Genomic DNA, 19,003 nt, shown 5'->3' with positions numbered 1-19,003 from the left:
CTCAACCACATCACCGACGTGGTCCACTGACCGCCGTCCCACACTTCGGCTGGGCGCCCGTGCCCTCCGCCCCGGGGTGAACTGCTCGGTCGCGACACGCCACCGCGCGGCTCACCCCTCTGCCGTCGGCCCCTGCTCTCCCCGCGGGCGATCGACCACCCGGGACAGGGTGAGCGCGGTGACCGTGTCCCGTACGCCCGGCATCTTGGCGATCTCCTCCCAGATGCTCCGTACGCGTTCCAGCGAGGCCGCTTCCAGGCGCACCATGATGTCGAAGTCGCCGCTGAGGATCTCGCAGATGACGACCTCGGGGATGCGTTTGAGCGCGGCCAGGACGTCGCCGCCGCGCATGCGGTCCTGGCGGTAGACGAGGACGAGCGCCGACACGACCGTGCCGGTGTCGTGGCCCGCGCGGACGATGGTGTAGCCGGCGATGTAACCCTGGCGCTCCAGACGTTCGACGCGTTGACGCACCGCGTTGCGGGACAGCAGCACTCTGCCGGCCAGATCGGAGTGCGAGATGCGGGCGTTGCGGGTCAGCTCGGCGATGATCTTCTCGTCGATGGCGTCCACAGCGGACCGCCTCCTTCGCGAATCGGTCGAGGTCGCGGACCCACGGGCAGGGACCCCGTCAGTCGTGGGGGACGGCGAGGGCGGCGAGGTGCGTGCCGGGGCTGACGGTCAGCCCGTTCATGTGGGAGATGGTCGTTCCGGTGGCGTCGGGACTCAGGCCGCGGCGCGGCCGGTCGTGGTGATGAAGTCGATCGGCTGGGAGGTGCGGCCCTGAAGGGCGAGGTCCGCGGCGATGTCACCCATGGCGGGTGAGACCTTGAAGCCCTGGCCGGAGAAGCCGGCCAGCAGGACGATGTCGTCGCAGCCCGGCAGGGGGCCGACCAGCGGGCGGGTGCTGTCGGTGTAGCCCTCCATGAAGACGGACAGCCGCACCGGGTCGGGGTTCAGGCCGGGCAGGTGACGGCGCACCACCTTGGTGAAGCTCTCCAGTTCTTCCGGTGCGACGGTCCGGTTCAACCGGTTGGGGTCGTCCACGGGCTTGTGGTGCGGCTGGGGCAGGCCCAGCTTGACGCCCAGGCCGTCCGGGGAGGGGATGCCGTAGAAGGGGGTGTCGCCGCAGCGGATGAAGGCGGGGCGCTCGGCGCCCGCCGGGTGGTCGTCGTGGGGCAGGAACCAGGCGCTGATCGCGCGGTAGATGTTCACCTCCCACGGCAGGTCGGGCAGCAGGTCGCCCACCCAGGGGCCCGGCGTGACGACGGCGGCGTCGAAGCGCTCGGTGCCGGTGTCGGTGCGGATCAGAACACCTCCCCCGGCGACGGGAGTGACTTCCCGCACCGGTGTGTAGCGGCGGATCCGGGCCCCCAGTTCCTCGGCGCGCCGGGCCGCCGTCTGGACCGTCAGCTCGGGGCGGATGAACCCCGCGTGGGAGTCGAGGACCACCAGGTCACCGTCGTCGACGCGGAACTGCGGGAAACGCTTCGTCATCGCCTCGGCGTCGATCACCTCGTGGTCGAGGCCGTGCTCGGCGATGCCGTCCATGACGGTACGGATCTCGGGATCGTCGGCCGGCCCCATGACCAGGGCTCCGATCAGTCGGCGCAGTTCCCGCCCGGTCTCCGCCTGCAACTGCTTCCAGAGGGCGTCGGCGTGCCGGACGAGCGGCACATAGCGGCCGTCGTGGGTCTGCACGCTGCGGAAGACCCGGGTCTCACCGCCTGCTGCACTGCGGTCGTGGCCGGGCGCGAACCGGTCGTAGCCGACGACCTCCGCGCCGCGGGCGACCAGCCGCCAGGCGGCCTGGCTGCCCATCGTTCCCACACCGACCACCGCGACGCGCTTCCTCGCAGCTGACACAGGCTTTCCTTCCGTATCCCCGGGCCGCACGCTGGGCCCGGAGCATGAGGATGATGTACGGCGACTCGGAGGGGGCGAACCCGTCGCGTCGTGCCACAATGTGGCATACTGTGCTAATATCTGGCACAGATAATGGCCGTGACTCAGGGGGGAGTCAAGAGGTCACACGCATGGCCACCTGACTCGAACCCACCTCACCCGCGACCTCGCCCACCACCAGGGCCAGTTGGGATCGGAGGGTGCCGGCGTGGGGCCGCAGGGAGCCGTCGAAGGCGGCGGAGCCGATGGTGAAGGCGTCGACTCCGGCTGAGGAGAGTGCCTGTATCCGGGCGGTGTTGCCGATCGAGCCGGCGACGACCAGACGGCCGGTGGTGGCGGCGCGGGCGGCACGGACCAGGTCGAGAGGGTCGGCATCGGTGGCACGGTACGCGAGGAGGTCGACGCCCGCGCACCCGGCCGCCTCCGCTCGCCGGCAGTCGTCGGCGATGCGGTCCGCGTCGCCGGCGAGGCGGGTGGGGTGCCCCAGGGGTTCCCCGGCGAAGGGCAGATAGCCGATGGACGTGCCGTGCAGGACCTGGAGGGTCTCCTCGATCCAGGTACCGCCCATCAGCCAGTCGACGCCGAGTTCGACGGCCGTCCGCACCGAGGCGAGAGCCTGGTCCCGGTGGGTGCTGACGACCTCGAGGTAGGTGGTGGCGCCCATGTCCCTGAGACGGGTGTGGAGCTGGGCGAGGGTGCCGGGGTCGACGCCGACGTCCTTGAATCCGATGTGGGTGATGCCGAGGTCCGCGATGGTGTCGAGGACCTCGAGGCAGTCGGTGACGGTGCGGTCGTCGCGGGTGAGCATGAAGATGAAGTCCATGGTGTCCTTCCGTTCTCTGGTGCCGGGGCTGACGGGGTCGGCGGGTCAGGGGTCAGGAGTGGTCCGGTGCCCCGGAGGACAAGCGGTCGGCGTGGGTCAGGGCGGCGAGCAGGCTGGTGTGGTCGGCCGTGCCGAGACCGGCGATGTCGAAAGCGGTGCCGTGGTCGACGCTGGTGCGGACGAAGGGCAGACCGATGGTGATGTTGACGCCGTGCTCGATGCCGAGGTACTTGACGGGGATGAGGCCCTGGTCGTGGTACTGGGCGACCACGGCGTCGTAGGCTCCGGCGCGGGCGCGCATGAAGACGGTGTCGGCGGGCCAGGGCCCACTGGCCTCGACGCCTTCGCTCCGCGCGGCTTCGACGGCGGGGGCGATGATGTCCAGGTCCTCGCGGCCGAACAGGCCGTTCTCCCCCGCGTGGGGGTTGAGGCCGGCGACGGCGATACGGGGGGCGGGCAGGCCGCCGCGCCGCAGTGTGCGGTGGGTGAGGCGGATGATGTCGAGCACACGGGCTGGGGTGATCGCGTCGATCGCGGTGCGCAGCGACTGGTGCACGGTGACCAGGACGATCCGCAGTTCGTCGGTGGCCATCATCATCGCGTAGTCCGTGGTGCCGGACAGGTCGGCGAGGATCTCGGTGTGCCCGGGGTAGGGGACGCCGGACAGGCGCAGTGCTTCCTTGTTGATCGGCGCGGTCACCAGAGCCCGTATCTCGTGGGCCATCGCGAGCTGGATACCGCGGCGGACGTACTGGAAGGACGCCGCTCCGGCGCGGGCGTCGAGGGTGCCCCAGGGCAGGTCGGCCGGAAGGCCGTCCTCGGCGAGGACGTCCACCGTGCCGGGGGCGAACTTCGCCTGGTCGACCGATGAGACGGGGCGGAGAGAAAGGCGGGTGTCCGCGATCCTGTCGGCGCGGGCGAGGACGTCCATGTCGCCGATGACGACGACGGGCACGGTACGCCGGGAGTCGGCGCACGCCTTGAGGGTGATCTCGGGGCCGATTCCGCAGGGGTCGCCCATGGTGATGGCGATCGGGTTCATGCGTGCTCTCCTGGGGCGGGACGATGTCGGATGAGGTGGCACAGGCGCAGGAGCATCGCGTCGTCGCCGAAGCCGCCTGCCTTGATCAGCACGGGAAGAGGGAGGCGGCCGGTCAGCGATCCGCGGACGACGCCGGGTTCGGGTTCGTCGATCAGGTCGATGCCGGTGGCGCCGAGGGGCTGGAGCACGGTGGTGGCCGTTTCTCCCCCGGTGACGACGAGTGCGTCGACCGTGTGGTCCTCGGCCAGCGCCTCGACGACGGCGGCCTGGGAGCGGGCGAGTGCCTGGGCGGTCTGCGGCGGATGGCGTTCACCAGGTGTCCGCAGGGTGAGGACGGGGGCCGTCAGACCGCGCAACGTCTCCACGGCGGGGGCCGGATCGATGCCGACGGTGACGCCTTGGACGTCCCCGCTGCCGTGCAGCTCGGCCAGTTGCCGTCGGGTCGCCGGGTTGGTGCTGCCGACCACGACCAGCGGACGTCGGGCCGGGGCGGGCGGTGACACGCCGGGGCCCGCGGCGCGTGCGCACCGTCGGGCCAGGGCCGCCGCCAAGCCCGGGGAGCCGACCCACAGCACGTCGTCGAGGCATGGCACCGCTGCCACCAGACGGTCGAGGTCGCCGTCCTCGGTGGCGGAGCAGACGATCAGATCGCCGTTCCCGACCAGTTCGGGCAACTCGGTTGCCCGGTCCGGCCGTCCGAGGACGGCCTCCGGGAACAGCGTGGTGAGGTCCGACCACCGCACGGGGTGGACCGGGTCGCGGGCGTAGTCGCTCTCGTGGACCGGTACGCCCCGCACGTACTGGACGCCCTCCACCGTCACCCTGCCCTCCGCGGGGAAGGCCGGAGCCATGACGACGGCCCGCCGTCGTGATCCCGCCCAGGCGGCCCGGACCTCTGCCGCTACATGACCGCGCAGGGTGGAATCGACCGTCTTGAACAGCACCTCGGAGCCGGCGAACAGGTCGGCCGCCCGCCGGGTACGCGAAGCGGCGGCCTCCTCGTCCAGCATCCGGCTCCCGAGATCGACCGCGGTCACACCCACGGTGCGCCGCGGCGGGCTCGCCGGGGTGGTGAGCAGGATCCGGGCTTCGTGACCAGCCTGGCGGAACGGCGCGGCACCGTCCCCCGCACTGGTGAGGTCGTCCGCCAGAATGGTGATCCCCCGCCGCACGTCATCGCGGAACGTCATGCCCCACCTCTCGGAAAGCCGACCGTCGCTGTGATGGGATCAATAGTCGTGCGGCTGAACGACCAGGACAAACGATTCCTTCTCACATGACCTGTGAGTAATGTTCACGCATGCGATGGTCGGCCCTTCCTCCTCTGAACACGCTGCTGCCGTTCGAGGCCACCGTCCGGCACGCGAGCATGACCGCGGCCGCGCGGGAACTCCATGTCACGCACGGCGCGGTGAGCCGACAGATCCAGAACCTGGAACGGTCCCTCGGGACATCACTGTTCGAGCGGCGGACACGCGCCCTGCACCCGACCCCTCAGGCCCGTCAGCTGGCGGCCGTCGTCCGGGACGCGCTCGATCAGATCGACGCGGCGGCCCGGCAGATCGCACCACCCCGCGCACCGGCAGGACCGCTGACCCTGTCCTGCGAGCCCACGCTCCTGATGCGATGGCTCATTCCCCGGCTTCCCGACCTGGCGGCGAAGGTGCCGGACGTCGCCGTCCACCTGTCCGCGGGCGGCGGCCCTGTCTTCTTCGAGCGGGACGACATCGACCTCGCGATCCGCCGGGACGACTTCCCGTTCCCCGAGGAGGCCGGCCGGACCCGCCTGTTCGCCGAACGGATCGGCCCGGTGTGCCGACCCGAACTGGCGGCTCGCCTGACCGGCACCGCCGGAGTGTCGCAGGTGACCCTTCTGCACACCGGCACACGACCGCGGGCATGGGACGACTGGCGGCGTATCACCGGCCTGCGGGCGGAGCCCGCCTCCGAGCAGACCCTGGAGCACTTCTACCTGACCCTCCAGGCCGCCACGGCCGGAGTCGGGGTCGCCATCGCCCCGTTCGCCGTCGCCCGCGACGACCTGGAGCGAGGGCAACTCGTCGCACCCTTCGGTTTCGTCCCCGACGGCACCAGCTACCACCTCCTCAGCCGTCCCTCTCTTGAGCAGGACGGACGCGTCGGTCGGCTGACGGCCTGGCTGCGGGACAGCACGAGCCGGCTCGACGACGACTCCGAACGGGTGTGACCGCTGGGCCTACGGGCCCTACGTGCTCGCCGCCGAAGACTCCGCGGACCACGACTACTCGGCCGGGGTGAGGTGCAACGCCCGCCCGGCGCGCAGCGCCTGACAGGCGGAGCCGTCCAGTTCCAGGTCGAGGTAGACCAGTTCGCGCTCGCGCCGGGCCGGTCCTCCGGCACGCAGCAGCACCAGCGCCCTGGCCAGGACCTCGGCGATACGGAACGGCTTGGTGACGTAGTCCTGCTCACCAGGCCGAGTTGGCCTGCGGGGCAGCGCGGCGGGGGCCGCCTACACCACGTCCAAGCACGGTGTGGTCGGTCTGGTGAAGAGCTTGTCGGTCATGTACCGCGAGCAGGGCATCCGGGCCAACGCCATAGCCCCCGGCCCGACCATGACCAACATCAAGGTCGACGCCGACCGGCAGGCGCACGGCCCCGCGATCGTCGGCGGCCTGATCGGCGCCACCATCGGCCGCCTCGGCACGGCGGAGGAGCAGGCGGACACGATCCTCTTCCTCGCCTCCGACGCCGCCGCCTTCGTCAACGGTGTGGTCCTGCCCGTGGACGACGCCTGGTCCGCCGTCTGACGGCCCTCGCCCCCGGCGACCCACGCAACCCCGTCGATCCTCGCAACCCCGACGGCCCCGGCGGCCCGTGCGTCCGACCGTCCGGGGAAGGGGCCTTCGAACTGTCTCGCGCCCCGGTCGGTCACTTGTAGATCCGGCCGGGCTCGGCCTTGGCGGGGGCGAGCAGTTGGGGGACGGTCACGAAGGTGTAGCCCTGGTCGTCGAGCGCCTTCAGGATGGACGGCATGGCCGGCACCGTGCCCTGGTGCAGGGGGTGGAGCAGGATGATCCCGTCGCGGTCGGCGCCGTCGAGCACGCGCTCGGTGATGAGCGCGGGGTCGTCCGTCTCGTAGTCCTTCGCGGTGACCGTCCACAGCACCTGCGCCATCCGCAGTTCCGCCGAGATCCTGGAGACGCGGTCGTCGGTGCGGCCCTGGGGCGGGCGCATCAGTGTCGGCTCACGGCCGGTGAGCTCGGAGATGGCCCGTGTGGTGCGGCGCAGTTCGTCGCGGATCTGTGTGTCGGGGACGTCGGTCAGCACCGCGTGCGTCCAGGTGTGGTTCCCGATCTCGTGGCCCTCCTCGGCCATGCGCCGCACCACGTCCGGGAACGTGTGGATGCGCCGGCCTTCGAGGAAGAACGTCGACGGCGCCTTGTGCTGCTTCAGGAGGTCCAGCAGTCGGGCGGTGGGTTCCCCCGGGTTGCCGTCGAAGGTGAGCGCGACGCACTTCGCCTTCCGGCAGTCCACCTGCCCGGATGGTGCGCCCGCCGCGGACGCGGCCCGGGCCCGTTCCTCGCGCGGGGAGAGCGTGTCCATCCTGTTCGCCCGGACGACCAGGATGACGGTCGCCGTCACGGCCGCGACCAGGGCCAGGGTCAGGAGTATGAGTAATCGAGGGCGCCTTCTCAATATCTTCACATCAAGGAGAAGGGGTCAGCCCCCGACGGGTTGCCCGGCGCCGCCCGACAGTGAGGCAGGACACCTCCGGGCAGTCACTCCGCCGCGTCGTCCAGAGGGAGTCGTACCGTGAACGTCGTCGCGCCCGGTGTGCTGGTCAGGGTGAGGGTGCCGCCGTGGGCGCGGAGCAGGGAGTGGGCCACAGCGAGGCCGAGGCCGCTGCCGCCCCGGTCGCGGCTGCGGGCCTTGTCGACGCGGTAGAAGCGGTCGAAGACACGCTCCTGTTCGTCCACCGGGATGCCCGGCCCGGAGTCGGTGACCCGCACCTCGGCCGTGCCGGAGACGACGCACACCTCCAGTTGGACCTTGGTGCCCGCCGGCGTGTGCACGGCGGCGTTCGTCAGGAGGTTGTCGAGGACCTGGCGCACCCGCAGCGGGTCCAGGCGCAGCCGTACCGGGTCGGGGCCCGTGGTCAGGGTCAGCGGATAGTCGGGGTGCCCCGCGCGAAAGGCGTCCCCGGCCTGCTGCGCCAGCTCCACCAGGTCGGTCTCCTCCCACCGCAGCGGCGCCTCCACGTCGGCCGCGTCGAGGCGGGCCAGGGTGAGCAGGTCGTCCAGCAGCACCCCCATACGGGCGGCCTCGGCGCGCAGCTGCGCCAGGTGCTTGTCGCGTTCCTCGGGGCTGTGCGCGGCGGCGTACTGGAACAGGTCGGCGTAGCCGCGTACGGACATCAGCGGGGTGCGCAGCTCGTGCGAGGCGTCGGCGACGAACTGGCGCAGGCGCTGTTCGGCCGCGGTGCGGACGGCGAACGCGTCGTCGATGTGCTCCAGCATCCTGTTGAACGCGGTCCGCAGCTCCTCGACTTCGGGGCCGCCGTCGCGGCGGTCGTGGCGCACCGGCAGCCGTGCCGAGTCCGTCAGGTCGTGGGAGGTGATGCCGCGGGCGGTGTGCGCCATGTCGCTGAGGGGCTTGAGTCCGCGCCGCAGCATGGCCCGGCCGAACACGACGAGGGCGGCGAGGGCGAGGGCGAACGCGATCACCTGGATCGTGACCAGCTGCTCGACGGTGTCCTCGACCTCCTCCATGGGGGCGGCGCCGACCAGGATCACCCCTGGCTCGGCCTCGCAGGCCCGCAGCCGGTACAGACCGGCTCCCGCGAGCTGCTCGGTGCGGGTGACCTCGGTATCCGAGTCGACCTGGTCCGCGGCGAGGCGCGTGAAGTCGTCGATGTCCTGGGGCAGGTCGACCGAGTCCTCGGGAGTCCGCAGGTCGGGCTTGCCGTTCTTGATGTCGTAGACGGCGTAGTACCAGCCCCAGTACTTCTTGCCCTCCAGGGTGCCGTCGGCCGCGATGCTCTTGGACTGGGCGACCTGCGCGACATGGAGCTGTTCGTCGAGCTGGCGCGACAGGTAGTCGCGCATGTACATGGTCAGCGCGCCGCCGACGACGGCGAACACCACGAGGGCGAGGGCGCCGAGGCCGAGGGCGAGCCTCGTGCCCAGGCGCATACCGCGGTAGGTCTCCTTCAGGCGGGCGATCACTCGGCGGCCTGCCGGAGCACGTAGCCGAAGCCCCGCACGGTGTGGATCAGCGGTTCGCCGCTGTCGTCGAGCTTGCGGCGCAGCCTGCTGACGACGAGCTCGACGACGTTGGAGCGGCCGCCGAAGCCGTACTCCCAGACGTGGTCGAGGATCTGCGCCTTGGTCAGGACGGTCGGCGACTTGCGCATGAGGTAGCGCAGCACCTCGTACTCGGTGGGGGTGAGGGTGAGCAGCCTCTCGCCCCGGCGGACCTCGCGGGTGTCCTCGTCCATCGTCAGATCGGCGACCTGGAGCACGGAGCGCTGGAAAGCGGGGCCGGAGCTGCGCCGCAGGACGGTGCGCAGCCGAGCCATCAGCTCCTCCACGGCGAAGGGCTTGACCAGGTAGTCGTCGCCGCCGCGGGTCAGTCCGGCGACCCGGTCGGCGACGCCGTCGCGGGCCGTCAGAAACACCACGGGCACCATCGTGCCGGACTGACGCAGCCGGTCGAGCACACCGAAGCCGTCCAGGCCGGGCAGCATCAGGTCGAGGACCACGATGTCCGGATGGAACTCCGCGGCCTGGCGCAGCGCCTCCTCGCCGGAGTACGCCGTGACGGCGTCCCAGCCCTCGTAGCGGGCGACGGTCGCCACCAGGTCCGCGATGGGCGGATCGTCGTCCACCACGAGAAGTCGCACTTTTTCCACGTGCTCATACTGCGGCACCGATCGCCTTCCGCCATAGCCGCTCAGGGTTCGCCAGAAGATCGATAAAAACTTGAAAGTTGACCGACAGCAAAACGACAGCGCTGTCCGGACAAGCTCGTACCCCGGACCCGATCAAGGAGCTGTCAGCGTGACCACTCTCCAACAACCCCCCGCGGCGGCGAGCCGCTCGGGAGCGCGCCCCAAAGTGGTCGCCCGCACCGGTCTGTACGCGGTGCTGGCGGCGAACGTGGTCGCGGTGGCCGTCTTCTTCGTCCAGGCGGGCTTCGCCTCGAACGCCCTGATCGTGCTGGGCCGCCTCACCGGCCTGTACGGGGCGCTGTTGATGGCGTTCCAGCTGCTGCTGGTGGCCCGGCTGCCCTGGTTCGACCGGCGCATCGGCATGGACCGGCTGACCTCATGGCACCGCTGGACCGGCTTCTCCGTGCTGTGGCTGCTGGTGGCGCACGGGGTGTTCATCGCCTTCGGGTACGCCCAGTCCTCGAACACGGGCCCGGTGAACCAGGTGATCGACCTCGCCGAGACCACCGAGGGCGTGCTCCGCGCCATCGTCGCGCTCGGCATCATCATCGTGATCGGCGCGGTCTCGGCCCGCTACGCGCGGCGCCGGCTCGCTTATGAGACCTGGCACTTCATCCACCTGTACACGTACGTGGCGGTCGTGCTGGCCTTCACGCACCAGGTCGCGGCGGGCACGACGTTCGCCTCGTCCGAGGTGGCGACGGCGTACTGGTACACGCTGTGGGGCAGTGCCCTGACCGCGGTGTTCCTGGGCCGGCTGGTGCTGCCGCTGTGGCGGAACTGGCGGCACCAGCTGCGCGTCACGGCCGTCGTCCACGAGTCCGACCAGGTCGTCTCCATCTATATGAGCGGCCGTGACCTGGACCGGATGCCCGCGCGGGCCGGCCAGTTCTTCCTGTGGCGGTTCCTGACCCGGGACCGCTGGTGGCAGGCCAACCCGTTCTCGCTGTCGGCGGCGCCCGACGGCAGTCAGTTGCGGCTGACGGCCAAGGCCGCCGGTGCGGGCTCCGCCGCGCTGCGCCATGTGAAGGTCGGCACGCGTGTGTTCGCGGAGGGCCCGTACGGCGCGTTCACCGCGATGCACCGCACCCGGCCGGAGTCGGTCCTCATCGCGGGCGGCGTCGGCGTCACCCCGATCCGGGCGCTGCTGGAGGAGATCCAGGGGCACGCCGTGGTGATCTACCGGGTGGGCACACGGCAGGACGCCGTCCTCTACGAGGAGCTCCAGCAGCTCGCCTTCGACAAGGGCGCCGAACTGCACCTGGTCTCCGGGCCGGTCGTTCCCGACCTCCTCGCGCCGCGTGAGCTGACCCGGATGGTGCCGGACATCGCCGACCGGGACGTGTTCCTGTGCGGGCCGCCGCCGATGATGAACGCCGTCCTCGGCAACCTGCGGGAGCTGAACGTGCCCAAGCCGCAGATCCACTTCGAACGCTTCAGCCTGGCGGGATGAGGAAGACACCGTGAACCGAGCGATACCCGCCCTGATCCTGAGCGCCGCCGCGCTGGTCCCCGTGTGGCGCTACGCGCCCTCGACGGCGACGACCACCACGGCGTCCGCGGAGCCGGCCCCGTCGGCCTCCACGTCCACCTCCGGTGACTCCACCGTGGTCTCGGGACCCACCATCAGCACGGAGAAGGGTCCCGTCCAGGTCCAGGCGACCTTCAAGGGCCAGAAGATCACCGCCGTCAAGATGCTCCAGCAGCCGAACCATCCGCAGACCGAGGCGGCGGTGCCGAAGCTGATCGAGGAGACGCTTCAGGCGCAGAGCGCCGACATCGACACGGTCTCCGGCGCCACCATCACCAGTGGCGCCTACCGGAAGTCCCTCCAGGCCGTCCTCGACGCGAAGGGCTGATCGTGCGCCGCGTCGAACACATCATGGGTTTCCCGATCTCCCTGCTCATCGAGGACGAGGGCACCACCGCCGAGGCCGCGGAACCGGCGTTCGACTGGCTGCGCCAGGTCGACGCCCGGTTCAGTCCGTTCCGGGCCGACAGCGAGGTGTCCCGGCTGGACCGGGGTGAGCTCGCCCCACACGAGCTCAGCCCGGACCTGGCCGAGGTCCTCGACCTGTGCGAGGAGTACCGGGTGGCGACCGGTGGCGCGTTCGACGTACGGCTGCCGGGGCGCGGGCTCGACCCCTGCGCGATGGTGAAGGGGTGGGCCGTGCAACGGGCCGCGGACCTGCTGACGGAGCGGGGGGCGCGGCGGCTCTGCCTCAACGCGGGCGGCGACGTGGCGGTGACCGGCGGGCCGTGGCGGGTCGGCGTACGCCATCCCGAGCGGGCCGACCGGCTCTGTACGGTCCTGGAGGTCGGCGAGGGGGCGGTGGCCACGTCCGCGCGCTACGAACGTGGCGACCACATCCTCGACGGCCGCACCGGGCGGCCGTCGACGGGGCTGCTGAGCCTGACCGTCGTCGCGGCGTCCCTCACGGAGGCCGACGCCACCGCGACGGCGGCGTTCGCGATGGGGGTGGAGGGGGTCGAGTGGGCCGCGTCGAGGGAGGGGTGCGAGGTGTTCGCGGTCGACGCGGGTGGGAAGGTGTACCGGACTCCGGGGTTGCCGGTGGCGGCGAGCTGAGGGGCGGTAGTCGGCGCGCTTTGGAGCTCGGGGCCGCCTGTCGTACGGCGACTGCGGGTGATTCGTGGTTGTTCGCGCCGTTCCCCGCGCCCCTTGGAGGGCTGAACCCCGGTGCCATGGAGTGCCCGGTGGGGGAAATTGCGTTGCGGGGGCGTGCGGCGGCGTCGACAGTGGCGCCATGACGATGACGCACTCCGCCGCTCTGCCGGCCGGTATGACCGTACGCCCGGCGCGTGTTGAGGACGCGGTGGCGGTGTGTGCGCTGCTCAACGAGGTCGACCGGCTGGAGATCGGCCGGGCCGAGACCGAGCTCGCCGAGGTTGAGGCGGATCTGAAGCATCCCGAGGTGGACCTGGAGCGGGACTCCTGGCTGCTGTTCGACGGGGACCGGCTCGTCGGGTACGGCCTGATGTGGGACGAGTCGGGCGGTGAGCGCATCGACATGGACCACTACGCGCTGCCCGACCAGCCGCTCGGCGCCCTGCACCTGTTCGAGCTGATGGAGGCCCGTGCCGCCGAGCGGGCCGCGGCCAACGGGGCGGACCGCGCCGTGGTCCACCTGCACCTCAACATCGCGCCCACCACGGACCTGGACGCCCTGCGCGGCCGGGGCTGGCGACCGGTCCGCCGCTACCACGTGCTGGACCGGGCCCTGTCCGCCGCCGACACGCTCCCCGTCCCGCCGCCCGGCGTGACGCTGCGGCCGTGTGCGGACGAGGCGGACCGCCGGCAGGCACACGCCCTGCTCCAGGCCTCCTTCGCCGACCACTTCGACTTCCAGCCGCGCACCTACGAGCAGTGGCTGGACGACATCGACGCCGAGAACGCCGACTGGTCGCTGGTCTGGATCGCGCACGTCGACGGCCTGGGCGACGCGGCGGTCCTGCGTACCCGCGACGACCGTACGACCATGGCGTGGATCTCCTCCCTCGGCGTTCTCGCCGACGCCCGCGGCCGGGGTCTCGGCAGCCATCTGCTGCGCCACGCCTTCGGCCACTACGCGGCGCGGGGCCGCGACCGCATCGGCCTCGGTGTCGACACCGACAACAGCTCCGGCGCCCTCGCGCTGTACGAGCGGCACGGCATGAAGCTGGACTTCGCCGTCGACACCTGGGAGCTCGTCCGCCCCGTGGTGTGACCGTGGGTAGCACTGTCGACAAAGCGTTGAATCGGCAGCACGGCATCACCTCGACGTGGCTGCTCAGCGTGGGTCCTCGGCGAGCGCCGGTCCGACTTGTTCGACAGGTCGGACATGGTTCGAAACCTCTTGACGCCCCGCCATGCCTCGTTTGACACTCTCGCAACACGACGTCACACAGCCGAAACGGCGGAGCACCCAGGGACGGGGTCCTTCGCCCTCGGCCGTCCCCCTTTTCCTGGTTCCGCCCCCTCATCAGCCGTGCTCGCAGCAGGGAAACTCCATATGACGTACAACGCAGGTCCACGCGGCCGCGCGAGAGGCCGAGCAGGCCGACTCGCCGGGCTGACCGCCGCGTCACTGCTCCTGGGCCTCGCCGGACCGGTCGCCCCCGCCGTCGCGGACGGCGCGGACCTCACCGACGGCCTGGCCCTCTGGTACAAGCTCGACGCCACCTCCGGCACCACGGTCACCGACGCCTCCGGCAACGGCCGGGACGGCACGGTGAACGGCACCGCCGGCTGGACGGGCGACGGCCAGGGCCTGGCGTTCAACGGTTCGGACACCTATGTGAAGGTGCCGAACGACGTCATGAAGGGCATGAACTCCATCAGCGTCTCCATGGACGTGCTGATGGACGAGTCGCAGGCCGGCCCGTACTTCATCTACGGCTTCGGCAACACCAGCGGCGGCACCGGCAACGGCTACCTCTTCGCCACCGGCAACTCGCTGCGCACCGCCATCGCGTCCGGGAACTGGTCGACCGAGCAGAACACCCGGCCCGGCGACTCGCACAACCTGACCCGCTCGGTGTGGAAGCAGCTCACGTACACCCAGACCGGCACCACCGGCGTGCTGTACGAGGACGGCGTCGAGGTCGGCCGCAACACCTCGGTCACCACCACGCCGGGCTCGATCGGCTCGGGCACCACGACCGCCAACTACATAGGCAAGTCGGTCTACACCGGGGACAAGCTCTTCAAGGGCAAGATCCGTGACTTCCGGGTGTACAACCGCGCTCTCGCCGCCACCGAGGTCGAGCAGCTCTCGCTCCCCGTGGCCGTCCAGGGCGTCGCCGCCGACAAGGCCGCTCTCACCCTTGGTGACACGAGTGCGGTGACCGCCGACCTGGACCTGCCGAAGACCGGTACGGCCGGGGGCTCCTCCATCAGCTGGAAGAGCGACAACACCTCGGTGGTCGCGGACTCCGGCGCGGTGACCCGCCCCGCCGCCGGTGAGCCGAACGGCCACGCCACTCTCACGGCGACCCTGAAGCGGGGCTCCGTGACGGACACCAAGACCTTCGAGGTCACGGTCCTGCCGTCCTTCGACGACAGCGCGGCCGTCAAGCAGGCCGCCGAGGCGCTGACCGTCCACAACGCCGACGACGCCCGCGGCAACCTCACGCTCCCGACGTCGGGCGCCTTCGGCACCAAGGTGTCGTGGTCCTCCGCCGACCCGGACGTCGTCACCGACGACGGTGTGGTGCACCGCCCCGCGCACGGCGACGGTGGCACGACCGCCGAGCTGACCGCGACCGTCACCAAGAACGACGCGAAGACCACCCGCGCCTTCACCGTGAAGGTGCCGGAGCTGCCGAAGAAGGAAGCCCGCAAGGGCTACATGTTCAGCTACTTCACCGGCGAGGGCACCTCGGACGGCGAGCAGCTCTACTTCGCGCTCAGCAAGGGCAACGACCCGCTGAAGTGGCGTGAGCTGAACGACGGCAAGCCTGTGCTCACCTCCTCGCTCGGCGAGAAGGGCCTGCGCGACCCGTTCATCATCCGCTCCCCCGAGGGCGACAAGTTCTACCAGATCGCCACCGACCTGAAGATCTACGGCAACGGCGACTGGGACCGCTCGCAGCGCTCCGGCAGCAAGTCCATCATGGTGTGGGAGTCCACCGACCTGGTGAACTGGACCAACCAGCGCCTGGTCAAGGTCTCCCCCGACGCGGCCGGCAACACCTGGGCCCCCGAGGCGTACTACGACGAGAAGCTCGGCGAGTACGTCGTCTTCTGGGCGTCGAAGCTGTACGACAACGAGGCGCACACCGGCGACACGTACAACCGCATGATGTACGCGACGACCCGTGACTTCTACACGTTCAGCGAGCCCAAGGTCTGGATCGACCGCGGCTACTCGGTGATCGACTCCACGGTCATCCAGCACGACGGCACGTACTTCCGCCTCTCCAAGGACGAGCGGAACAACAGCTCCTCCACCCCCAACAGCAAGTTCATCTTCGAGGAGAAGAGCGACTCGCTGCTCGACCTGTCCTGGGACCCGGTCGCCGAGGGCATCGGCAAGGGCGCGATGAGCGCGGCCGAGGGCCCGCTGGTGTTCAAGTCGAACACCGAGGACAAGTGGTACGCGTTCCTCGACGAGTTCGGCGGACGCGGCTACATCCCCTTCGAGACCACCGACCTCGCCTCCGGCGTGTGGACGCCGTCCAGCTCGTACGACCTGCCGTCCAAGCCCCGGCACGGCACGGTGCTGCCGGTGACGCAGGCCGAGTACGACCGGCTGCTGAGCACCTACCAGCCGGACCAGATCGTCAAGAGCGTCGAGGACATCAAGGTCGACACCCGCATCGGTGAGGCCCCGGTGCTGCCCGCCACCGTCATCGCCGAGTACGCCGACGGCGCCAAGAAGCCCATCGCGGTGAACTGGGCCGACGTGGACGCGTCGAAGTACGCGCAGGCCGGCACGTTCACGGTCGAAGGCACCCTGCCGGGCGACGCCACGATCGGGGTCCGCGCCGAGGTCACCGTCTCCGAGAAGGGCCCGGACGTCCCGACGGACCTGGTCCTGCACTACGGCTTCGACGAGACCGGCGGCAGCATCGTCCGCGACTCCAGCGGCCACGGCTATCACGGCACCTATGTCCGTACGCCCGACTTCGGGACCGGTGTCGACGGCGGCTCGTTCAAGATGTCCGGCGGCAACAGCGGCTCCAACTCGCCCTACGTGAAGATCCCGAACGGGGTCCTCAAGGGCGCGAACGGCGTCACCGTCTCCACGTACGTCAAGTGGAAGGGCGGCGACAACTTCCAGTGGCTGTTCGGCCTCGGCCCCGACAGCAACAAGTACCTCTTCGCCACGCCCTCCAACGGCGCCGGGAAGCTGTTCTCCGCGATCACCAAGGCCACCTGGTCCGGTGAGAAGCAGATGATCGGCGGCTCCCCGCTCACCCAGGGCGAGTGGAAGCACCTCACCGTCACCCTGGACGGCGCGACGGAGACGGCGATCCTCTATGTGGACGGCGCCGAGGTGGCCCGCGTCAACGGTGTCACCATCAAGCCGTCCGACCTGTACGACTCCGCCAAGGACTACTCCGGTTACATCGGCAGGTCCATGTACGGCCCGGACCCGTACTTCGGGGGCGAGGTCGACGACTTCCGGATCTACAACCGGGCCCTGTCGCCCGCCGAGGTCCTGGAGCTCGGCGGCAACACCACCGGGATCGCCGTGGCGACCCACCCGGCGCTCAAGGTCGACGCGATCATCGACGACAAGGACAGCAGGATCGTCCTGCCGCTGACCGAGGGCAGTGACATCACCGCCCTGGCACCGGAGTTCACCCTGGCCCACGGCGCGACCATCAGCCCGGCCTCCGGCACCCTGCGCGACTTCAGCGAGCCGAAGACGTACGAGGTCACCGGCTCGGACGGCAAGAAGCGCACCTGGACGGTCTCGGCGCTGATCATGAAGAGCCCGGTCCTGCCGGGTCTCAACGCCGACCCGAACATCGTCCGCTTCGGCGACACCTTCTACATCTACCCGACCACCGACGGCTTCGAGGGCTGGAGCGGTACGCAGTTCAAGGCGTACTCCTCCAAGGACCTGGTCCACTGGAAGGACCACGGCGTCATCCTCGACCTCGGTCCGGACGTCTCCTGGGCCGACAGCCGGGCCTGGGCGCCGACCATGGAGGAGAAGAACGGCAAGTACTACTTCTACTTCTGCGCCGACGCCAACATCGGTGTCGCGGTGTCCGACTCGCCGACCGGCCCGTTCAAGGACGCGCTGGGCAAGCCGCTGCTGAAGGCGGGCGACCGCCCCGGCCAGATGATCGACCCGGCGGTCTTCACCGACGACGACGGTCAGTCGTACCTCTACTGGGGCAACGGCCGCGCCTATGTCGTGCCGCTGAACGACGACATGGTCTCCTTCGACTCCTCGAAGGTCACCGACATCACCCCGAGCGGCTACAACGAGGGCACCTTCGTCATCAAGCGCAAGGGCACCTACTACTTCATGTGGTCGGAGAACGACACACGTGACGAGAACTACCGGGTCGCCTACGCCACCGGCTCCTCGCCCACCGGTCCCTGGACCAAGCGGGGCGTGATCCTGGAGAAGGACCTCTCGCTCGGCATCAAGGGCCCCGGCCACCACTCCGTGGTGCAGGTACCGAACACCGACGACTGGTACATCGCCTACCACCGCTTCGCCATCCCCGGCGGAGACGGCACCCACCGCGAAACCACCATCGACAAGATGGAGTTCGACGCCGACGGCCTGATCAAGAAGGTCGTCCCCACCCTCGGCAGCATCGACCCGGTCACCATCGCCCGGGCCGGCCAGGACGCCAAGGGCAAGGAGGGCGAGCCCATCCAGCTCGACGGCACCGTCTCCGGGGCGGGCACCCCCAAGTGGAAGGTCGAGGTGGGCGCACCCTGCGTCTTCGCCGACGCCTCCGCCGCGAGGACGACGATCACCTGCGCCGACAACGGCATCTACACGGTGACCCTGACCGGCGGCCGCAGCAGCGACAAGGCCACCGTGACCGTCACCAACGCGGCCCCGGTGATCACCTCCGCGACCGGCCCGAAGTCGCCGGTGGCGGCGGGCAAGGGCACCTCGGTCACGGTGAAGTTCACCGACCCGGGCACCGCCGACAAGCACACCTGCAAGGTCGACTGGAAGGACGGCACCAAGCCGACCGCCGGCAAGATCACCGCCGGCGTCTGCAAGGCCGAGCACGTCTACCGCAAGGCCGGTATCCACCGCCCGGTGGTCACGGTCACCGACGACGACGGCGCCTCGGACACCGCGAAGCTCCCCGAGCTGATCGTCTACGACCGTGCCGCGGGCTCCGCGACCGGTGCCGGGACGTTCACCTCCCCGAAGGGCGCCTACCCGGCGAAGGCCGCTCTGACCGGCAAGGCGGCCTTCTCCTTCCTCGCCAAGTACACGAAGAACGCCACCGTCCCCACGGGCAGGGCCTCCTTCGACTTCGGCGCGGCGAGGCTGAAGTTCCGCTCCACGGGCTCCGACTGGCTCGTGGTGACCGGTGACAAGGCCGTCTACCAGGGCTCCGGCAAGGTCGGCGGCGCGAGCGGCTACGCCTTCCGGATCACCGTGACCGACGGCCCGGACACCTTCAAGATCAAGATCTGGAAGAAGTCCACCGGCAAGGTCGTCTACGAGAACACCACGGCCGCGAAGACGAAGGGAATCAGCGTCGGCCGCTAGGCGGTGAACCGCTCCACCGAGGGGCGCCCGGACACCGTCCGGGCGCCCCTCGGCACGTCGGCGGCCGGAACGTGCCAGGCCGGTCCCGCGTGGGTCGG

General features: G+C 70.3%; 15 protein-coding genes and 1 pseudogene. 7 read left to right on the top strand and 9 right to left on the bottom strand.

Annotated features, from left to right (window positions below; translation table 11 throughout):
• Positions 1-111: 111 nt before the first annotated feature.
• The 5 genes from SMA5143A_RS06355 to SMA5143A_RS06335 form a co-directional block, all read right to left on the bottom strand.
• Entirely contained in the window at positions 112-573 is a 462-nt protein-coding gene (locus SMA5143A_RS06355) for an Lrp/AsnC family transcriptional regulator (protein WP_107461946.1), read from the bottom strand.
• Positions 574-726: 153 nt separating this feature from the next.
• Positions 727-1,866, bottom strand: coding sequence for an N-methyl-L-tryptophan oxidase (solA, locus tag SMA5143A_RS06350; RefSeq protein ID WP_107461945.1), 1,140 nt, complete (start codon positions 1,864-1,866; stop codon positions 727-729).
• Between the two features lie 154 nt (positions 1,867-2,020).
• Entirely contained in the window at positions 2,021-2,728 is a 708-nt protein-coding gene (locus SMA5143A_RS06345; protein ID WP_107461944.1) for a hypothetical protein, read from the bottom strand.
• Between the two features lie 52 nt (positions 2,729-2,780).
• Positions 2,781-3,770 carry a 4-hydroxythreonine-4-phosphate dehydrogenase PdxA gene (gene pdxA, locus SMA5143A_RS06340; RefSeq protein ID WP_107461943.1) on the bottom strand — a complete coding sequence of 330 codons (990 nt, stop codon included), beginning with the start codon at positions 3,768-3,770 and terminating at the stop codon, positions 2,781-2,783.
• Positions 3,767-4,960 (bottom strand): four-carbon acid sugar kinase family protein, encoded by a 1,194-nt coding sequence (locus SMA5143A_RS06335; protein ID WP_107461942.1) that lies wholly within the window; start codon positions 4,958-4,960, stop codon positions 3,767-3,769. Before SMA5143A_RS06335 ends, pdxA begins: the two co-directional genes overlap by 4 nt.
• A gap of 110 nt (positions 4,961-5,070) precedes the next feature.
• Between SMA5143A_RS06335 and SMA5143A_RS06330 the strand changes: the two genes are divergently transcribed.
• Positions 5,071-5,976 (top strand): LysR substrate-binding domain-containing protein, encoded by a 906-nt coding sequence (locus SMA5143A_RS06330; protein ID WP_107461941.1) that lies wholly within the window; start codon positions 5,071-5,073, stop codon positions 5,974-5,976.
• Positions 5,977-6,030: 54 nt separating this feature from the next.
• Here SMA5143A_RS06330 and SMA5143A_RS06325 read toward each other — a convergent pair whose 3' ends face one another.
• Entirely contained in the window at positions 6,031-6,159 is a 129-nt protein-coding gene (locus SMA5143A_RS06325; RefSeq protein ID WP_375136463.1) for a hypothetical protein, read from the bottom strand.
• Between the two features lie 70 nt (positions 6,160-6,229).
• Between SMA5143A_RS06325 and SMA5143A_RS06320 the strand changes: the two are divergent.
• Positions 6,230-6,556, top strand: a pseudogene (locus tag SMA5143A_RS06320) (SDR family oxidoreductase); the annotation flags it as partial.
• Between the two features lie 121 nt (positions 6,557-6,677).
• On the opposite strand, the gene SMA5143A_RS06315 reads toward SMA5143A_RS06320, so the two are convergent.
• The 3 genes from SMA5143A_RS06315 to SMA5143A_RS06305 all read right to left on the bottom strand — a co-directional run bounded on the left by SMA5143A_RS06315 (position 6,678) and on the right by SMA5143A_RS06305 (position 9,660).
• Positions 6,678-7,454 carry a polysaccharide deacetylase family protein gene (locus tag SMA5143A_RS06315; RefSeq protein ID WP_107461940.1) on the bottom strand — a complete coding sequence of 259 codons (777 nt, stop codon included), beginning with the start codon at positions 7,452-7,454 and terminating at the stop codon, positions 6,678-6,680.
• A gap of 74 nt (positions 7,455-7,528) precedes the next feature.
• The gene (locus SMA5143A_RS06310) at positions 7,529-8,974 is read right to left on the bottom strand and encodes a sensor histidine kinase (RefSeq protein WP_107461939.1); all 1,446 of its coding nucleotides are present in this window, start codon (positions 8,972-8,974) and stop codon (positions 7,529-7,531) included.
• A complete protein-coding gene (locus SMA5143A_RS06305; protein ID WP_107461948.1) occupies positions 8,971-9,660 on the bottom strand; it encodes a response regulator transcription factor in 690 nt (229 codons plus the stop codon). Before SMA5143A_RS06305 ends, SMA5143A_RS06310 begins: the two co-directional genes overlap by 4 nt.
• 148 nt (positions 9,661-9,808) lie before the next feature.
• Here SMA5143A_RS06305 and SMA5143A_RS06300 point away from each other — a divergent pair, with 148 nt between their 5' ends.
• From SMA5143A_RS06300 to SMA5143A_RS06280, 5 genes are all read left to right on the top strand, one after another.
• Positions 9,809-11,152 (top strand): ferredoxin reductase family protein, encoded by a 1,344-nt coding sequence (locus SMA5143A_RS06300; protein ID WP_181361759.1) that lies wholly within the window; start codon positions 9,809-9,811, stop codon positions 11,150-11,152.
• Positions 11,153-11,162: 10 nt separating this feature from the next.
• Positions 11,163-11,558 carry an FMN-binding protein gene (locus SMA5143A_RS06295; RefSeq protein WP_107461937.1) on the top strand — a complete coding sequence of 132 codons (396 nt, stop codon included), beginning with the start codon at positions 11,163-11,165 and terminating at the stop codon, positions 11,556-11,558.
• 2 nt (positions 11,559-11,560) lie between these two features.
• Entirely contained in the window at positions 11,561-12,286 is a 726-nt protein-coding gene (locus tag SMA5143A_RS06290) for an FAD:protein FMN transferase (RefSeq protein ID WP_107461936.1), read from the top strand.
• Between the two features lie 178 nt (positions 12,287-12,464).
• The gene (locus tag SMA5143A_RS06285) at positions 12,465-13,424 is read left to right on the top strand and encodes a GNAT family N-acetyltransferase (RefSeq protein ID WP_107461935.1); all 960 of its coding nucleotides are present in this window, start codon (positions 12,465-12,467) and stop codon (positions 13,422-13,424) included.
• Between the two features lie 285 nt (positions 13,425-13,709).
• Positions 13,710-18,905 (top strand): family 43 glycosylhydrolase, encoded by a 5,196-nt coding sequence (locus tag SMA5143A_RS06280; protein WP_107461934.1) that lies wholly within the window; start codon positions 13,710-13,712, stop codon positions 18,903-18,905.
• Positions 18,906-19,003 lie beyond the last annotated feature (98 nt).

It is taken from the genome of Streptomyces sp. MA5143a (assembly GCF_900290235.1).
Classification (GTDB): Bacteria; Actinomycetota; Actinomycetes; order Streptomycetales; family Streptomycetaceae; genus Streptomyces.
The sequence above is the reverse complement of the archived record's forward strand: the minus strand, read 5'-3'. Positions and strand labels throughout refer to the sequence as shown.

Coding starts and splice junctions, on each gene's coding strand:
- SMA5143A_RS06285 (WP_107461935.1), top strand. CDS start 12,465: ATGACGATGACGCACTCCGCCGCTCTGCCGGCCGGTATGACCGTACGC.
- pdxA (WP_107461943.1), bottom strand. CDS start 3,770: ATGAACCCGATCGCCATCACCATGGGCGACCCCTGCGGAATCGGCCCC.
- SMA5143A_RS06335 (WP_107461942.1), bottom strand. CDS start 4,960: ATGACGTTCCGCGATGACGTGCGGCGGGGGATCACCATTCTGGCGGAC.
- SMA5143A_RS06330 (WP_107461941.1), top strand. CDS start 5,071: ATGCGATGGTCGGCCCTTCCTCCTCTGAACACGCTGCTGCCGTTCGAG.
- SMA5143A_RS06280 (WP_107461934.1), top strand. CDS start 13,710: ATGACGTACAACGCAGGTCCACGCGGCCGCGCGAGAGGCCGAGCAGGC.
- SMA5143A_RS06345 (WP_107461944.1), bottom strand. CDS start 2,728: ATGGACTTCATCTTCATGCTCACCCGCGACGACCGCACCGTCACCGAC.